Origin of the sequence: Bacteroides sp. AM16-13, assembly GCF_003602705.1 — a bacterium.
Lineage (GTDB): Bacteria > Bacteroidota > Bacteroidia > Bacteroidales > Bacteroidaceae > Bacteroides > Bacteroides xylanisolvens.
The window spans coordinates 64516-81007 of the sequence record NZ_QTLK01000020.1 but is presented as its reverse complement, the minus strand read 5'-3'; the positions used below and the strand labels follow the sequence as shown (position 1 = coordinate 81007).

The 16492-nt window shown below is 41.6% G+C and carries 13 protein-coding genes and 1 tRNA gene; 5 read left to right on the top strand and 9 right to left on the bottom strand.

Annotated features, from left to right (window positions below):
- Positions 1-127: 127 nt before the first annotated feature.
- Both DW173_RS16255 and DW173_RS16250 read right to left on the bottom strand, forming a co-directional pair.
- Entirely contained in the window at positions 128-1057 is a 930-nt protein-coding gene (locus DW173_RS16255) for a magnesium transporter CorA family protein (RefSeq protein ID WP_008770430.1), read from the bottom strand.
- A gap of 244 nt (positions 1058-1301) precedes the next feature.
- Positions 1302-3761, bottom strand: a complete 2460-nt coding sequence (locus DW173_RS16250) for a TlpA family protein disulfide reductase (protein ID WP_120144774.1) — start codon at positions 3759-3761, stop codon at positions 1302-1304.
- Between the two features lie 172 nt (positions 3762-3933).
- Between DW173_RS16250 and gpmI the strand changes: the two genes are divergently transcribed.
- Both gpmI and DW173_RS16240 read left to right on the top strand, forming a co-directional pair.
- Positions 3934-5448, top strand: a complete 1515-nt coding sequence (gene gpmI / locus DW173_RS16245) for a 2,3-bisphosphoglycerate-independent phosphoglycerate mutase (RefSeq protein WP_120144773.1) — start codon at positions 3934-3936, stop codon at positions 5446-5448.
- Positions 5449-5514: 66 nt separating this feature from the next.
- A complete protein-coding gene (locus DW173_RS16240; protein ID WP_074706947.1) occupies positions 5515-6096 on the top strand; it encodes a DUF3109 family protein in 582 nt (193 codons plus the stop codon).
- Here DW173_RS16240 and DW173_RS23995 read toward each other — a convergent pair.
- The 4 genes from DW173_RS23995 to DW173_RS16220 form a co-directional block, all read right to left on the bottom strand.
- Positions 6093-6302 carry a hypothetical protein gene (locus tag DW173_RS23995; RefSeq protein WP_008770429.1) on the bottom strand — a complete coding sequence of 70 codons (210 nt, stop codon included), beginning with the start codon at positions 6300-6302 and terminating at the stop codon, positions 6093-6095. The genes DW173_RS16240 and DW173_RS23995 overlap by 4 nt on opposite strands.
- A 212-nt stretch (positions 6303-6514) precedes the next feature.
- A complete protein-coding gene (gene gyrB, locus DW173_RS16230) occupies positions 6515-8473 on the bottom strand; it encodes a DNA topoisomerase (ATP-hydrolyzing) subunit B (RefSeq protein ID WP_004315406.1) in 1959 nt (652 codons plus the stop codon).
- Positions 8474-8671: 198 nt separating this feature from the next.
- The gene (rpsT, locus tag DW173_RS16225) at positions 8672-8926 is read right to left on the bottom strand and encodes a 30S ribosomal protein S20 (protein ID WP_004309474.1); all 255 of its coding nucleotides are present in this window, start codon (positions 8924-8926) and stop codon (positions 8672-8674) included.
- Between the two features lie 41 nt (positions 8927-8967).
- Positions 8968-9039: transfer RNA gene (locus tag DW173_RS16220), tRNA-Glu, on the bottom strand.
- A gap of 422 nt (positions 9040-9461) precedes the next feature.
- Here DW173_RS16220 and recO point away from each other — a divergent pair.
- From recO to DW173_RS16205, 3 genes are all read left to right on the top strand, one after another.
- Entirely contained in the window at positions 9462-10190 is a 729-nt protein-coding gene (recO, locus tag DW173_RS16215; RefSeq protein WP_118219509.1) for a DNA repair protein RecO, read from the top strand.
- A gap of 94 nt (positions 10191-10284) precedes the next feature.
- Positions 10285-11232, top strand: coding sequence for a hypothetical protein (locus DW173_RS16210; RefSeq protein WP_118219511.1), 948 nt, complete (start codon positions 10285-10287; stop codon positions 11230-11232).
- Between the two features lie 22 nt (positions 11233-11254).
- Complete coding sequence (locus tag DW173_RS16205; RefSeq protein ID WP_118219513.1) at positions 11255-12481, top strand: acyloxyacyl hydrolase; 1227 nt, start codon at positions 11255-11257, stop codon at positions 12479-12481.
- Between the two features lie 35 nt (positions 12482-12516).
- Here DW173_RS16205 and DW173_RS16200 read toward each other — a convergent pair whose 3' ends face one another.
- From DW173_RS16200 to DW173_RS16190, 3 genes are all read right to left on the bottom strand, one after another.
- Positions 12517-14256 (bottom strand): ATP-binding protein, encoded by a 1740-nt coding sequence (locus DW173_RS16200; RefSeq protein WP_049701641.1) that lies wholly within the window; start codon positions 14254-14256, stop codon positions 12517-12519.
- 236 nt (positions 14257-14492) lie between these two features.
- Complete coding sequence (locus DW173_RS16195) at positions 14493-15740, bottom strand: C10 family peptidase (protein WP_120144772.1); 1248 nt, start codon at positions 15738-15740, stop codon at positions 14493-14495.
- A gap of 19 nt (positions 15741-15759) precedes the next feature.
- Positions 15760-16479 carry a hypothetical protein gene (locus DW173_RS16190; RefSeq protein WP_120144796.1) on the bottom strand — a complete coding sequence of 240 codons (720 nt, stop codon included), beginning with the start codon at positions 16477-16479 and terminating at the stop codon, positions 15760-15762.
- Positions 16480-16492: the final 13 nt, after the last annotated feature.

Below are 16492 nucleotides of genomic sequence, written 5' to 3'. Positions count from 1 at the left end.
TTCTCTCTCTAAACATTCTCTTTTAATTAATTCTCTATAGAATAAAAAACGTATAATTACAGCTTACCGTCATAAAGAATCCTTATAAAGGATCATAGATGGTAAGCTGTTTTTTTATGTTCTCCTTTTAGAACCACTTAATCTTTCGGAATATCACAAACGCAAGCGTTGACAATCCGATGGAAAAGAGCACAATCAAAGAGAAAGCAAAGGGCACTTCTTCCAGGTGAATATCCACATTCATGCCATAGAAACTGGCAATCAATGTCGGAAGCATTAGGACGATGGACAGACTTGTCATACGTTTCATGATCGTATTCACATTATTGGAGATAATAGACGCAAAAGCATCCATTGTCCCTGTGAGGATATCACTGTAAATATTCACCGTATTGAGCGCCTGTTTCAGCTCGATAATTACATCTTCCACTAATTCAGTGTCCAGATAATCCGTATCCTGAAAAATAGTCCTTAACTTACCGATCATTACTTCATTTCCACGGATGGAAGTGTTGAAGTAGACAAGTGTTTTTTGCAGTCTCATCAGGCGAAGCAGGTCTTCGTTACGGATGCTTCGTTCCAGTTCCTTTTCTGCGGCACTGATGTCTATGTTTATCTGCTTTAGATATTTCAGGAACCACACGGCAGAAGAATAGATTAACCGGAAAATCAGATCCAGCTTGTTGCGTACAACGATCCCTTTTCGACGGGTATGCTCTATGAAATCCGGTAACAAATCCGTGTTGTGATAACAGACGGACACAATAATCTCGTTATTAGTGATAATTCCAATCGGTACGGTGTCGAAAGGCAGACTGCCATTCTGTTTGTTCACTACCGGGATACGAAGAATCGTCAACAACCAGTTGCCTTCCGTATCCGTACGCGGACGTTCGTCCGTGTCGGCTATATCGTTCAGAAATGATTCGGGTACGTTGAGAGTTTGAGTTAGAAATTCAAAGTCGTCATTGTTTGGGCATACTACATTTACCCAGCTGTTGGGAAGCCATTGTGCTTTTTCCACAAAGCCAGCCTCACAATAAAGATACGTTCTCATCTTATTGCCTCCTTTCGTTTGTTTGACACGAGCAGAGGCATCGGTCTTCAATGGCTCTGTTCGCTTTAATTAATACTAGTTGTGCACGTTCGCGGGTTTGAATCGTCCATATTTCTATGATTTTAATTTAAAAGCGATGCAAAGGTACGGAAAAATGAGATGGTTTCCGTGCTTTGCATTGCTTTTTTTGATATTCTTTTATGGGTGGCCTTATATTGGCATCCGTTATTTAGAGGTCCTGATACTATTCACCTTTTACTTCGAAATGATTATCCAGATATTTCCTGATACTGTGGCTGCTTAAACCTTCTTTTGATATACTGCCATCTTTTTCAACAAGTTCGTAGTGCGGTATAGCATTAAATTGAAATAGTTGGCGAAGGTAGTTAAACTCTGTTTCCGATACATAGTAACAGGCTTCTCCTTTTAGATTCTTCTCTACATATTTTTTGTAGGCTTTCTCGGGCGAATCTTTCTGGCTTGTGATATAGATGAATTGAAATTCCGGGTGGTCTTTGTATTTCTTTCGCAAGTCGGCAGTTGCTTCTATTCCACCACGGCAAGGTCCGCAAGTTGTTGCCCAGAAATCTACAAAAAGAACCTTGCCTGAATGATCCTTTATGATGTTGCGGAATACTTCAGTTGCTTTTCCTTCAGGCAGCTGATAAGAGTTCGTTATATTTATCGGGTGTATTTTTTCTAATATTCGGTTGGTTTCCGTTACGAGAAACGGTTCGGTGAATATTTGTTTGATACTGTCCACATATTCATGTGCTATTTGCCTGTCTTTGATCTCCTCCAAACTATAATTAAGACTCCGCACCTTGGCTATTTGCCAGAGTATTGGATTCGGAATAGGATATAATAGAGCAATGATAGAGTCTTTCTTGAAAGCATATTTTCGGTCCGAATTTATTAAGGCTCTGTCTTTATCTTGTTGGGATTTCTCCTTCTTCCCCAATTTCTTCGTATATAAAGCGTCATATTCTTGTACGAGTTTTTCTTCCTTTTCATAGAGTGGTGTTATCTTCTTGTTTTCATCAATTATCTGTTTGATGATGGTTTTGACAGTAGTTCCGGCCAACTTTTCCTGTTCAAGTCTTATTTTTTCCTGCTCATCATTCAGTTTCACGCCTTTTTCTTTAAGGAAAGTCAACAGAGATTTCTCCGGATACGTGCAGTCGATGCTGTCTGATAGAGAAAAGGAATAACCGGGATACACTTTCCGGAACAGATCCATGTATTCAAAGCGGTTGATAAATGTGCTTGCGTTTGTATTTGCAAGTACAGTTGCATCGTCGAGTGGCATATTTTTCAGGAAGCTGTAATACGAGTTGTCTTCCTTTACTTTCAACACCTGATTGGTGCTATCCTGTTTTGCATAGTAATCCCTACTCATCAAGAAGTCAAAAAACATGTTTCCTGCTTGCAAATCTACTTTGTTTTTTATCAGATGAACAGCCTTGAGGGAGGGCTGATAGATTTGGCTTACGGAATCTGCGACCTGTTTCCACTGTGCAATGATAGGTTTCATGTGCTCCTTATATTGGTTCGGAGTCAGTGTCTTTTGTGCTTTAGTGAGAGCTTCGTAGCGATAAGTAATCAGTTTGTCAAGGTCTTTCAGTAAGTAGGAGAGAGGTGCAGATGGTCCCATATATGCTGTGTTCCTGATAGGGAAGTAATGGTCGCGTGCACGGCTGCGTGCCATTACTGCTTCCCAGTCGATATACATGGTGAGAGTTTGTCCGGGTTCGATATAGAATGGAATCCAGTTGTTTCCCAGTACTACCGATGATTCTACCGGATGATTAATAATAAATCGACAGCTAAAACTGCCGTTCGGAGCTATTTGGATAACGGTCGGATAATCTTCGCGAGTGAGTTCGTTTGACAGGTAAATAAGACCGGTGTCGAACCCTAAACGGGGATCGTATCCGTCTATATACCCTTGCAGGTAAGCTGAATCCTGACGGAAGAACTGCTGAAAGTCATTTTCCGCATTAACAAGTGTCACCGGAGTTCTTTCCTTGCTGTATACTATTTCTTCTGTTCCTTTCTGTTGAATCTTACACGTTCCGTCTTTTTGTGGAGTAAATGATAAAGCAATTTCTTCATGACTCTGTTTGTCTTTTAAAGCCATTTCAATCCGCTTTCCCTTTTTTCGGATATTTTCATTGGTGTATATCCGGTTATTCAGAATGCTGATGGAGTCGTAAACTCCATATTCCCATGAACCGGAACCGTCCGTCTTGAACCAATTGCCTTTGATGATGGCTAAAGGGGAAGACTTTTTCTTCTTTTGCGGTACCAGCGATATATCGTAAATATTGCCTTCGGGGTCAGTCGGATTGAGAAAATGAATCGTTTGCGTTTCTGACGGTAACGGTTCGAAAACAAGAACATAATCCATCGTGCCTGAAGCCGGCATATAGACTTCTTTTTTGAGCTCGATGCCTTCGGCACTTTTAAACATATATTTCTTTCTGGTGGCAGCATCTTCCAGATAGGTATCCCCATCTTCCATGATCCACCAGTGCGGGCGGAAGATGGCATGAATATATACTCTTGTGTTTTCGGGAGTACGTTCTATGCGGGTGATGTTGGAAATACTTCCTGATCGGGCTTTGAAAGGAGGATTGTCGATTGTTTGTGCGGATATTATACCCGATAACAAAAGGAAGATGCAAAATAGGGTTGTTTTCATAATAATAGTTTTTCGATAAACATGTTGAAAGTAATTTTACAAAGTAAGAAAAATATCCATGAACTGATACACTTCTGCCCTGTAACTTAACATAGATTAAACGTTTACGTAACCATCTTTTTTGTACCTTTGCGCCCGAAAATCAGTGTGATAATTTAAATATTAAAATATTATGAGTAAGAAAGCCCTTTTAATGATCCTCGATGGTTGGGGATTAGGTGACCAAAAGAAAGACGACGTAATCTTCAACACTCCCACTCCTTATTGGGATTATCTGATGAGTACTTATCCTCACTCTCAACTTCAGGCAAGCGGTGAAAACGTAGGTTTGCCCGACGGACAGATGGGTAACTCGGAAGTAGGTCACTTGAATATCGGTGCCGGACGCGTGGTTTATCAGGACTTGGTGAAAATCAATCGTGCATGTGCGGACAACAGCATCATGAAAAATCCTGAAATCGTTTCTGCTTTCTCTTATGCAAAAGAAAACGGAAAGAATATTCACTTTATGGGGCTGACTTCTAACGGTGGTGTACACAGCTCACTCGTTCATCTCTTCAAACTTTGCGATATCGCAAAAGAATACAACATCAACAATACATTTATCCACTGCTTCATGGATGGTCGTGATACTGACCCGAAGAGTGGTAAAGGCTTTATCGAAGAACTTTCTGCACACTGCGAGAAATCAGCAGGAAAGATTGCTTCTATCATCGGCCGTTATTATGCAATGGACCGTGACAAGCGTTGGGAACGTGTAAAAGAAGCATACGACCTGCTCGTAAACGGTGTAGGCAAGAAAGCTACTGATATGGTTCAGGCAATGCAGGAGTCTTACGACGAAGGCGTGACAGATGAATTCATCAAACCGATTGTAAACGCTAACTGTGACGGAACAATCAAAGAGGGTGATGTAGTGATCTTCTTCAACTACCGTAACGACCGTGCTAAAGAGTTGACTGTCGTACTGACTCAACAAGATATGCCGGAAGCTGGCATGCATACCATCCCGGGGCTGCAATATTACTGTATGACTCCGTATGATGCATCTTTCAAAGGCGTTCATATCCTGTTCGACAAAGAAAACGTGTCCAACACATTGGGCGAATATCTTGCTTCCAAAGGTTTGAGCCAACTTCATATCGCTGAAACAGAAAAGTATGCTCACGTAACATTCTTCTTCAACGGTGGACGTGAAACTCCGTTCGATAAAGAAGAACGTATCCTTGTTCCTTCTCCAAAAGTTGCTACTTACGACTTGAAGCCGGAAATGAGCGCTTTTGAAGTAAAAGATAAACTGGTAGCTGCCATCAACGAGAACAAATATGATTTCATTGTAGTGAATTTTGCTAATGGTGACATGGTTGGTCATACCGGTATTTACGAAGCAATCGAGAAAGCGGTTGTTGCTGTAGATGCTTGTGTGAAAGATGTAATCGAAGCCGCTAAAGCACAAGATTACGAAGCAATTATTATTGCCGATCATGGTAATGCTGACCATGCTTTGAACGAAGACGGTACTCCGAACACTGCTCACTCTTTGAACCCTGTTCCTTGTGTTTACGTGACAGAGAACAAGGCTGCGAAAGTAGGAGATGGTCGTTTGGCAGATGTTGCTCCAACTATTCTGAAGATTATGGGGCTGGCTGCTCCGGCTGAAATGGACGGAAACGTTTTGATTAAGTAATTTAGATTTCTATAATTGGGAGGGCGGAGTAGAACTCCGCCCTTTTTGTCTCACATAAGGTTTAAAATGATACAAATAGGTGATGTAGTAGTGTCTCTTGATGTATTTCAGGAGAAGTTCCTTTGCGATTTGGGCGCCTGCAAGGGAGCTTGTTGTATTGAAGGTGATGCCGGTGCTCCGGTAGAGCTGGACGAGGTGATGGAGTTGGAAGAAGTTTTGCCGATTATTTGGGATGAACTGGCTCCGGAAGCACGTGCGGTGATTGAAAAGCAAGGAGTAGTATATACGGATGAGGAAGGTGATCTAGTGACTTCTATTGTTAATAATAAAGACTGTGTGTTTACCTGCTACGATGAGAAAGGCTGTTGCTACTGTGCTATTGAGAAGGCTTATCGGGAGGGGAAAACAGACTTCTATAAACCGGTGTCCTGTCATCTTTATCCTATCCGGATCGGCGATTACGGACCCTATAAAGCGGTGAATTATAATCGTTGGGACGTATGTAAAGCAGCGGTTTTGCTGGGGAAAAAAGAGAATCTTCCCGTATATCAGTTTTTGAAAGAACCTTTAATCCGTAAGTTCGGTGAAGAATGGTACAAAGAGCTGGTCACTGTTGCTGAAGAGCTGAAAAAGCAACAATATATTTAAATTCTCTTCCGGTTCTTGCGTATGCAATATAGCTGATAGAGCAAAATGCACAATGCGATTATGATTCCGCATGCCGGCATAATCCATGCTTCCGGATGGATAATAATCAAGAAGATACAAGTCGCGATCACGCAGGAAGTCAGTACAATAAGAAACAACCTGATCTTTGCAAATAACGGATTGGGCGCAGTAGTTTTCATTTTCATAGTTATGTTTTCTTTGCTTTTTATGCAAGATAGTGATTTTGTATGGAAAACGTTTCTGCTGTTAGGTTTTATTAAGAGATGGGCGGTTGAACGATTCGAACATGAAAGCCCCTTCAGACAAAAGAAAAACGCCGATCGAAGGATGTTCCTTCGCCATCGGCGTTTCCTCGTTGTAAGATGTGAGGTTGGTTTATAAAAACGTAATATTAAAATTATGCATCGATATTTGCATACGTTGCATTCTCTTCAATAAACTCGCGGCGTGGCCCTACATCTTCACCCATCAACATAGAGAAGATATAATCAGCTTCTGCGGCGTTGTCAATATTTACTTGTTTCAGCATACGGTTTTCAGGGTCCATAGTTGTTTCCCACAACTGCTGGGCGTTCATCTCACCCAAACCTTTGTAGCGTTGTGTATGAATTGCATTTTCTGAACCACCACCGTAAGTGTCAATAAACTTTTGGCGTTGTGCATCTGTCCAGCAATACTCTTCTACTTTACCCTTTTTGCAGAGGTAGAGCGGGGGAGTGGCGATGTACAGATAACCGTTCTGGATAACCTGCGGCATATAACGGAAGAAGAACGTCATGATCAGTGTGTCGATGTGAGAACCATCGACGTCGGCATCGGTCATGATGATAATCTTGTGATAGCGCAGCTTCTGTATGTTTGCTTCCTTGCTGTCTTCGTCAGTTCCGATAGTCACACCGAGAGCTGTGTAGATATTGCGGATTTCATCACTTTCCAAAGCCTTATGATACATGGCTTTTTCTACGTTCAGAATCTTACCGCGTAATGGGAGGATAGCCTGGAACATACGGTTACGTCCCTGTTTGGCAGTACCACCTGCCGAGTCTCCCTCGACGAGGAACAATTCACATTTTGAAGGATCCTTATCCGAACAGTCGGCCAACTTACCCGGCAGACCACCACCCGACATCGGCGACTTGCGTTGTACCATTTCACGGGCTTTTCTTGCTGCGTGACGTGCAGTAGCGGCAAGAATCACTTTGTCGACAATTGTTTTGGCTTCCTTCGGATGTTCTTCCAGATAATATGCTAATACTTCGCCCACTGCCTGGTCAACAGCACCCATCACTTCGTTGTTACCCAACTTCGTTTTAGTCTGTCCTTCAAACTGTGGTTCAGCTACTTTTACAGAAATAACGGCAGTCAAACCTTCACGGAAGTCATCTCCCGAAATTTCAACTTTCACCTTTTCCAGCATCTTGCTGTCTTCGGCGTATTTTTTCAACGTACGAGTCAACGCACGGCGGAAACCTGCCAAGTGTGTACCACCTTCAATGGTGTTGATATTGTTGACGTATGAGTGAACGTTTTCGGAGAATCCGGTATTGTACATGATAGCCACTTCAATAGGAATTCCCTGTTTTTCCGAGTTCAGATAGATCACATCGTTAATCAAGTGCTCGCGTGAAGACTCGATAAAACGCACGAACTCTCTCAAACCTTCTTCTGAATAGAATTGCTCGCTCTTGAAACTTCCGTCTTCGTTCACTACCCGACGGTCAGTCAGGGAGATACGAAGACCGGCGTTCAGATAAGCCAATTCGCGCAGACGTGAAGCCAGAATCTTGTAGTCGTATACCGTTTCAGTAAAGATGGTACCATCCGGCCAGAATTGTTGGCGGGTTCCCGTAATGTCGGCTGTACCGACTTCCTTTACAGAATAAAGCGGTTTACCGATCTCGTATTCCTGCTGATAGATTTTGCCATTACGGAATACTTGTGTAGTCATGTGGGTAGACAGCGCGTTTACGCAGGACATACCTACACCGTGCAAACCTCCGGATACTTTGTAAGAACCCTTGTCGAATTTACCTCCGGCGTGCAATACGGTCATGGCTACTTCCAGTGCCGACTTCTTTTCTTTCTCGTGATAGTCAACCGGAATACCGCGTCCGTTGTCCTGTACTGTGATTGAATTGTCTTCGTTGATCGTTACTTCGATATGGTCGCAATAGCCGGCCAATGCTTCGTCGATAGAGTTGTCAACGATTTCGTATACCAAGTGGTGAAGTCCCTTGACGCTGATGTCACCAATGTACATCGCAGGGCGTTTTCTTACTGCTTCAAGACCTTCCAATACTTGGATACTATCCGCAGAATAAGACCCGTTATTGGGAGTGATTTGTTCTTCGCTCATAATTGCCTTTCTAACTTTAATAACAGAGCAAATATAGTGAAAATTGTCGACTTGACGAAGAATAATCAGTGAAAAATAAAGAATGCGGGCGGTTTCTCTGTATTCTTGATAGGCTTGATATTCAGTGGGTTATAAACAAGAAAGGCCGAACTTAAAAGTTCAGCCTGGATGCTATATAGAATTGTTAAATTCTTGTTATTAAGCGAGCTTGTTGATGTAAAGAGCCAACTTAGATTTCAGATTGTTAGCTTTGTTTTTGTGAATGATGTTCACTTTAGCCAACTTATCCAACATCTTTGTAATGCCTGGGTACATTGCAACTGCTTCTGCTTTATCAGTAGTTGCACGAAGCTTTCTAACAGCATTTCTCATGGTCTTGCCATAATATCTGTTGTGAAGTCTTCTTGTCTCTTCTTGTCTGATTCTTTTCAGTGATGATTTATGATTTGCCATCTCGACTAATCTATTTTTTAGTTCTTTATTCTTTTAACTTGTAGCCCGTGGGGGAATCGAACCCCCCTTTCAAGAATGAAAATCTTGCGTCCTAACCGATAGACGAACGGGCCATCCTGTTGTAGCATTTCTGCTTTTTGCTTTCTCGAATCTGTGTTTGTTTCTCGATTGCGGATGCAAAGGTAGGAACTTTTTTGAAACTGGCAAATGATTCATAGAAATTTTTTCATTGAATATGTGACTTTTTTCAAAATGATCTCTCTTTTCTGTTGATATTCAGTGAAATATAAAGTTTCACTTTTAGGGAAAAAGTATCTTTTCTGTGAAAAACGGTAGAGAGTATGCTTTCTTATATACCTTATTATATTATAAAGAAATAAAAAGTCAGATTATTTGTGACTTCTTTTGTAACATAAGGTATGTTTTATGCACGCGAAAAATAAGGATGTGGAAGCGATATTTAACGCTGGATGTCTCTGATTACCTTGTATTTTTTTGTAGTTTTGCCTCGGATTGAAAACGAGATTATTCGGCTATGCTGCAAAAAACGAAAGGAATAGTTCTTCATACATTAAAATACAATGATACATCTATCATTGTGGATATGTATACAGAGTTGTCCGGCAGGGCTTCTTTCCTTGTAGCAGTACCCCGTTCGCGGAAAGCGGCTGTAAAATCCGTACTTTTCCAGCCGTTGTCTTTTATTGAGTTCGAGGCCGACTATCGCCCCAACGCAACTCTCTATCGTGTGAAGGAAGCGAAATCCTTTTATCCTTTTTCTTCCATTCCATACGATCCGTATAAGTCTTCGATGGCACTTTTCCTGTCGGAGTTTCTTTACAGGGCTGTCCGGGAGGAGGCGGAGAATCGTCCGTTATTTGCTTATCTGCAACATTCCATCATTTGGCTGGATGAGTGTGGAGACGGCTTTGCCAATTTTCATCTGGTGTTCTTGATGCGTCTTTCCCGTTTCCTGGGACTTTATCCGAATCTGGAGGATTATCATACCGGCGATTACTTTGATTTATTGAATGCCTGCTTCACTTCTATTCGTCCCCAGCTGCATTCTTCCTATATCAATCCCGAAGAGGCTGCTCGTCTCCGTCAACTGATGCGCATGAACTATGAGACAATGCATCTCTTTGGCATGAGCCGTGCGGAGCGTACCCGTTGCCTGACGATTATGAATGATTATTACCGCTTGCATCTGCCCGACTTCCCGGCATTGAAATCATTGGAGGTGTTGAAAGAACTGTTTGATTAATTAGTAATTTCTTGCAGGTTTGTATGCTGTTCCTGAAAATATATGTTACTTTTGTCGGTAGAGAACAAAAGAGAATGAACAAGCGAGAAACAATATGAAAAGATTCCTGTACCTGACGGTCTGTTTTTTTATCCTAGGGAAGTTTTATGGTTGTAACGGAGACGTGTTTGTCGACGACTTCCGTTCTTCCGATTCCGAACTGACGCTGGACGGGAATGGGGATGTTGCCACTATTCAATTTGCAGCTGCCAATTGGGATTGGATGTATGTAGCCTTCGATTTTCCCATTCAATATAACATATATGATGCGGACAATCGCCTGATAACAACCGACCAAGGTCCATCGCTGAACGGGTTGGGAAAGATTGTGTGCACCGGAGAGATGATTGATTTCACCATCGAACGCGTTCATCCCAAAGAAGTGAAGATAACGGTGGGCGAGAATGCCCTTTCCGCTCCTTTTCAATTCCAGCTCAGGGCGAGCAACGAGTATGAGTGGCAGGAGATACGCGTCGAGATTTCTCCGACAGACAGATATGTGATGGATAGCATCACTTATTCTTTGAATGCATATTCTTACAATCCAGAAAACAGGACAGAGAGAAAAGAAGGCGTCTCCTTTCATAACTTTACAGATGTTTTTTCTACATACACGTTTTCCCCTTTCGAGTCTTTTTACCATTTTATGAGATTCAAAAGCGATGTGCCCGAAGCTTTTCAACTACTGGGCGAAGCCGGTCTGACGGTGGAAATACCAAGCATGAAAGACGGATATTTAGGGATGAACGGCAAGCGGGCGCCGTTCATTTCTGCGCAACAAATGTTGCCTTGCTCCAGTACGGAGCAGGAAGAAGACATAATTCCTCCCCGGACTGCTCGAATCTATACCTTATGGATGGTGTATGATTGGTTGGAAACGCGGTATACCCTCTATGTTTCTCACCCCAAAACCAAGAAACAACGAATCGTAAGCGGCACGTTGCATAGCGAAATGCCTGTAAAATATCACATAACACACAGGGATGTCTCTCTCAAAAACTAACCTTTCAACAACTAATATATCAATGATTAGAAATAGAAACGCCATACGGTTGCTGTGCCTCTTTTGCATCCTGGTACATCCGGCAATCAACGCAAATCTGGAAGCCCGGACAATCATCGGGCAACGGAACGACAGCGTCAGCCATCCCCTGATCCGCCATCAGCTTGGCTTCGACATCCGTCCGGGATATATCGTCTCCACCCATAGTTTTCTGCAAGGAGACAATGCGCAGCAAAAGAAAATCGACCAATCGCTTTCCTTCCATTTCAAGTACGCTTTCAGATTCAGCAAAGAATCCAATCTCGGCAGGCTCTTTCCCCATACCTATCAGGGTATTGGCATTTCCTACCATACTTTCTTTAGTCCCGCTGAATTGGGAAATCCCGTGTCGGTATACGCTTTTCAAGGGTCACGTATCGCGCAACTGTCCCCCCGTTTGTCGCTCGATTACGAATGGAACTTCGGGGCTTCTTTTGGCTGGAAGAAATATGATGAACTATCCAATCCGCAAAACGTGCTGATTGGCTCCAAAATCAATGCGTACATCAATCTCGGCTTTTTGCTGAACTGGCAAGTTCACAAGTACTGGAAACTGGCGGCAGGTGTAGATCTCACCCATTTTTCCAATGGAAACACGCATTATCCTAATGGCGGCCTTAATGTTATTGGAGGAAGAATCGGCATCGTGCGTACTTTGGGCGTGGATGAGGGACCCGGTCCCATCACTCCCGGACGGCTCTTTATAAAACCTCACGTCAGCTATGACCTGGTGATCTACGGAGCCACCCGCAAAAGAGGACTGATTGGAGACGATGTGTCGAGTATGATTCCCGGTTCGTTTGGTGTGGCGGGCATCAATTTCGCCCCGATGTATAATTTCAACAACTATTTTCGGGCAGGGCTTTCTGCGGATGCGCAATATGATGAGAGTGCCAATCTTAAAGAGTATAGAGTGGGCGAGTATTACTCGGGCGATTTGAAGTTTCATCGTCCTCCTTTCCGCGAGCAGTTTTCCGTAGGTTTATCTCTTCGGGCAGAGCTGGTGATGCCTGTTTTCTCTATCAATGTCGGCGTCGGTCGGAACCTGATATACAGCGGTGATGATACAAAAGGGTTCTACCAAGTTCTGGCTCTCAAGACTTATGTCACCCGTCATTTGTTTCTACACGTGGGGTATCAGTTGAGCAAATTTAAAGACCCCAACAATCTGATGCTGGGGCTTGGATATAGATTCCATGATAAACGATGAAAGAGTATGATAAGGTATAGGGAGGGCTTAGCTGTTTATGCCTCTTCCACTTTCACCAGTTTCCAACCCTGAAATACCAATGCGATGCATTTCAATTCTGTCGTTCCCTTGTCATGCCTGATCCATTCGCTTGCCGCATACTGTTTCAGTTGCGTTTTTGCATCAGACAGTAGCTTTTTGATTTCAGCATCCGAAGCGTCCCGTTTGGCGTATTTCACTTCAATGCAGTAGCTGTATGCCATGTCGGGAAGCTGCATCAGGCGGGGGTGGAGGAAGATGTCGGCATATCCTTTGTTGCTTTCGTATTCGGGGCGTGCGATATAGTAACTATTTAGTCCCAGATAAGCGAGAATGAAAGCTTTCACGTGTGCTTCCCCCTCTATAAATTCACGGATGCTGCTTTGGTTGTTCAGGCGTTCGACGATATATTCGAAGTAAGGATTCCAATCACCTTCGTATGCCATTTCATACATCAGTATGTTTAGCTTTTCCACTTCCAAATTGAGACCGGAGCTATCTTTGTAGATGTCTATCATGTATCCATAGAGTTGCTCGCGCACCGTTTGGTTGGGGATGGAGAGTATATTCATCGGGCCTCTAGTGCCGTTGATGGTAAGCATACCATAATAATAGAGGAGACTCTTGAAGTATTCGGTTTTTATAATATTCTCGGCCGGGAAACTGTCGGCAATGATTCCGCTAGTGGCGCCCTTCTCTACTATTTCCTGTACGACACTTGCATTTTCTCCAAAAGTCTTGTCTACGCGGATAAGGTGGCGCAGTTTGTTATAGTCGGTACGGATGTTGGCATCGAGCATTGTGTTGGGTATGCGCATGTTTAGCAGATAGCGGTTCATGAAGTAGAGCACCATGTCCGAATTGTACATGGACGGTTCGTCCAGTGCTTCGGTGGAAAAGCAATAATTATCATACCACGGTTTCATGATTTCTATCAGTTCGTCTGTAGAGTGCGGTAGGTCCCGGCGTTCTTTGTAATAATCTATCAAATCGCGCACTTCGTATTCGTTGAAACCTATCATATTATTAAATATGGAGTTGCTGCTATAATTATCCGCAATGTTGAATCCGCTTGTCAGGTCGTCCATTGTCACAGGACTGACTCCCGTGAGGAAGATTCGCTCGATGACAGAGTTTGAATAATCCTTCACTACCTTGAGGAATCCGCGGAAGAATCCGTTGCCGTGGGTGATGCTGTGATAACGTTCATTGCCGTAATCTACCAGAATGTTATTGGCGAAGTTGTCATATTCGTCAAGGATAAGATATATTTTCAATCCTTTGCTTTTGGCGGACAAGCATAAGAATCCCAATATCTCGGCTGCGGTATCATATTTTTCCAGTTCTTCTGCGATATTTTTCCCTAATAGGTCACTATAATCTTTGGCAAAAGCACTCATCACCAGTTTACAATAGGTATTGAAAGTCTGTTTCAAAGTCTCCATATCGCTGGCTACACTGCTGAAGTTGAGCGTCAACACCAGATATTTGTTACGGTTGGGCGTGGGATGTTTGCCTATATATAATTCTCCGAAGCTTTCCTCGAACTTGTCTTTCTTGTTGATGTCGTAGTAAAGACCCAGCATGTTCAGGAAAAGACTCTTCCCGAAACGACGGGGACGGACAAAGAAAAAGAAACGGCTTATATTTTCTACTTTCTCTATATATTGGGTTTTATCTACATAATAATAACCATCACGGATGATAGACTCGAAGTCCGTCATCCCGTATGGTATTTTCTTGATTGCTGCCTCCATAATTGCCCTTTTTAATTATAGAGAACAAAGTTAGCTTATTTTCTTCTATCCGACAATCAAATAGAGACTTATTCCAGCGTTGGTTGTAAATTTGCCGAAGGGGAAAACTATTTCCCCTTCTTAGTTTCTATTGACTGTTCATCTCTTTCATCGCAGGATTGAGTATATATGTCTTGCAAATATAAAAAGTGATAAAAGAGGTGGACAACTAATGTGTAAATAACGTTGTTTTGAGTTTATCGGTTTCTTATATTAGCGATTATACCAAGATTTATGTCTCTATAAAAATAACCACCGGGCTCAAATACTATGCTTCCGTTATCATTAACCATGTAATAGCCATTAAAACTCTCATTCATACCAAAGTTACAATGGAGGTAAACGGAGTTTTCTTCATTAATGGCATATCCATCAACTAAAAAAGCGACTTTGTCTAGGTCACCTACGAAAACAGGATAAAGAGAAAGTAGGGATTTTTTTACAACTTCTAAATTCCAGCTTTGATCATTATCGCAAGTCAGTCCGCATTGAGAAGTATTTATTTGTCTTGAAATATTTCTTATTGGGGTTTTCACTGCAATAACAGAATTTACAATCTCGGTGGAAGGTCCAGTAGCAGTCCATTTATCATAATTATAACATTCTCCCCATACTGGATATGCACCAATTGTATTGTAGACATATTTTAGTAAAGTTGCGATCATTTTTTCATTGGATTGTGTCGCTTCTTTTTCCATGGTTAATATTTCCCAATTTATATTTATTCCGTCAATGTTTAAATAAGGTCTTAAATATGCCATAGCTTGGGCAATAGCAATAGAAGCTTGTCCTGTAGGATAGTTGCCATATAGAGCTCCTCCAGGTCTGTTAGGAGATATGCGTTCATAACGTTCTACGAAAGCTTGAGGCAATAGTTGGTTATATGGAGTAAATTGATGCCAGTTTGTTCTGCAAAATGATACAATCATTACGCTTACTTCCCCAGGTATAGACTCTACTGGACGAGAACGTGTTGATGATGTATCTTTGTAGTTTTGAATTTTTTCCATTAAAATATTTTTGGCCATTTGCATCATTATGTTGGGCCCTAAAGAGACTTGATAAACCGAATCATTGAATGAAGGTATATATGCGAGTACTTTTTGGAATCTTTTATCTCCGGAAACAATAATTCTCCCATTCTTCGGACCGTTATTTATTTCTATTTCATAAATTAAGGGGAGTTTTTCACTTGATAAAGCTCTTGTTTTTTCAGAAGCGTGTAGCCTATATGTACTTTTTATACCAAATGCAGTATTATTATCTCTAGTTCGTGGTTCGGATGTTACAGATTCGTGAAACGTTTTGGCAATTGTAAGTGCTTCACTTTCTGACAAATCATAAAGACTACTATTAGTCTCTATATTAATCTCTTTGTCTAGTTCATTTGTACATGCTGAAATTGATACAGCAAAAATGATACATATAAATATGTTTTTTCTCATAATGTTTTTGTTTACTTAATTATTCAATTGCTGATAGAAAACATTGGATTTTTGCACCTCTTACAGATGCATTCGGATATTTTGATTTATACTTTTCAGTAAAGTCTAATACAATGATAATTGCATGGTCGTTTACTACGGCGAATCCGTGTTTAGATATGTTGTTGTTAAAGTTTAAGGTGAGGCTGTCTTTATCCCACTCGTAGGTTCCGGCCTTTTTATTATTGTCATAGTCGGATGAAGAGTAATCAATTTCCACAGCTTTAGTATCTTTATCAAAAGAGTATAGTATTCCCGTTCGGTTCTTGGCAATTTCTTTTAATTCGCTCTCTATTATTTCTCGAATGTGCAGGTCACCACCATTTATCCAAGTGCTGGAGGAATCTCCTTTTTCTATGAACTTTCCGGAAAGGTAGTCGGAAATAACTTCAATCTCTGCAAAATTATCAGGATTTCTTAAGTCACGCAGATATATGGAAGTGTTTCCTACACTGTTTCCTGTGATTAGGATTGCCTTACTATCATTTTGAGGTTCAACTGTTGCTATTCGAGGATTTTCAGACTGTAATCCAAGCCCCATTTGGAATTTTTCTAAATCAGACAATATATATACAATTCTTTTTTCTCCTGCTAAAATATGTATGGAGTTGCTACTTAATTCAATGGGTTCACAATTTAGTTTGTCTTCGTTTGAGCAGCTAATTGTAAATATACAGAATATCAGAAATAACAGTTTCACTTGTCTATCTACT

Coding starts and splice junctions, on each gene's coding strand:
- DW173_RS16255 (WP_008770430.1), bottom strand. CDS start 1,057: ATGAGAACGTATCTTTATTGTGAGGCTGGCTTTGTGGAAAAAGCACAA.
- DW173_RS16250 (WP_120144774.1), bottom strand. CDS start 3,761: ATGAAAACAACCCTATTTTGCATCTTCCTTTTGTTATCGGGTATAATA.
- gpmI (WP_120144773.1), top strand. CDS start 3,934: ATGAGTAAGAAAGCCCTTTTAATGATCCTCGATGGTTGGGGATTAGGT.
- DW173_RS16240 (WP_074706947.1), top strand. CDS start 5,515: ATGATACAAATAGGTGATGTAGTAGTGTCTCTTGATGTATTTCAGGAG.
- DW173_RS23995 (WP_008770429.1), bottom strand. CDS start 6,302: ATGAAAATGAAAACTACTGCGCCCAATCCGTTATTTGCAAAGATCAGG.
- gyrB (WP_004315406.1), bottom strand. CDS start 8,473: ATGAGCGAAGAACAAATCACTCCCAATAACGGGTCTTATTCTGCGGAT.
- rpsT (WP_004309474.1), bottom strand. CDS start 8,926: ATGGCAAATCATAAATCATCACTGAAAAGAATCAGACAAGAAGAGACA.
- recO (WP_118219509.1), top strand. CDS start 9,462: ATGCTGCAAAAAACGAAAGGAATAGTTCTTCATACATTAAAATACAAT.
- DW173_RS16210 (WP_118219511.1), top strand. CDS start 10,285: ATGAAAAGATTCCTGTACCTGACGGTCTGTTTTTTTATCCTAGGGAAG.
- DW173_RS16205 (WP_118219513.1), top strand. CDS start 11,255: ATGATTAGAAATAGAAACGCCATACGGTTGCTGTGCCTCTTTTGCATC.
- DW173_RS16200 (WP_049701641.1), bottom strand. CDS start 14,256: ATGGAGGCAGCAATCAAGAAAATACCATACGGGATGACGGACTTCGAG.
- DW173_RS16195 (WP_120144772.1), bottom strand. CDS start 15,740: ATGAGAAAAAACATATTTATATGTATCATTTTTGCTGTATCAATTTCA.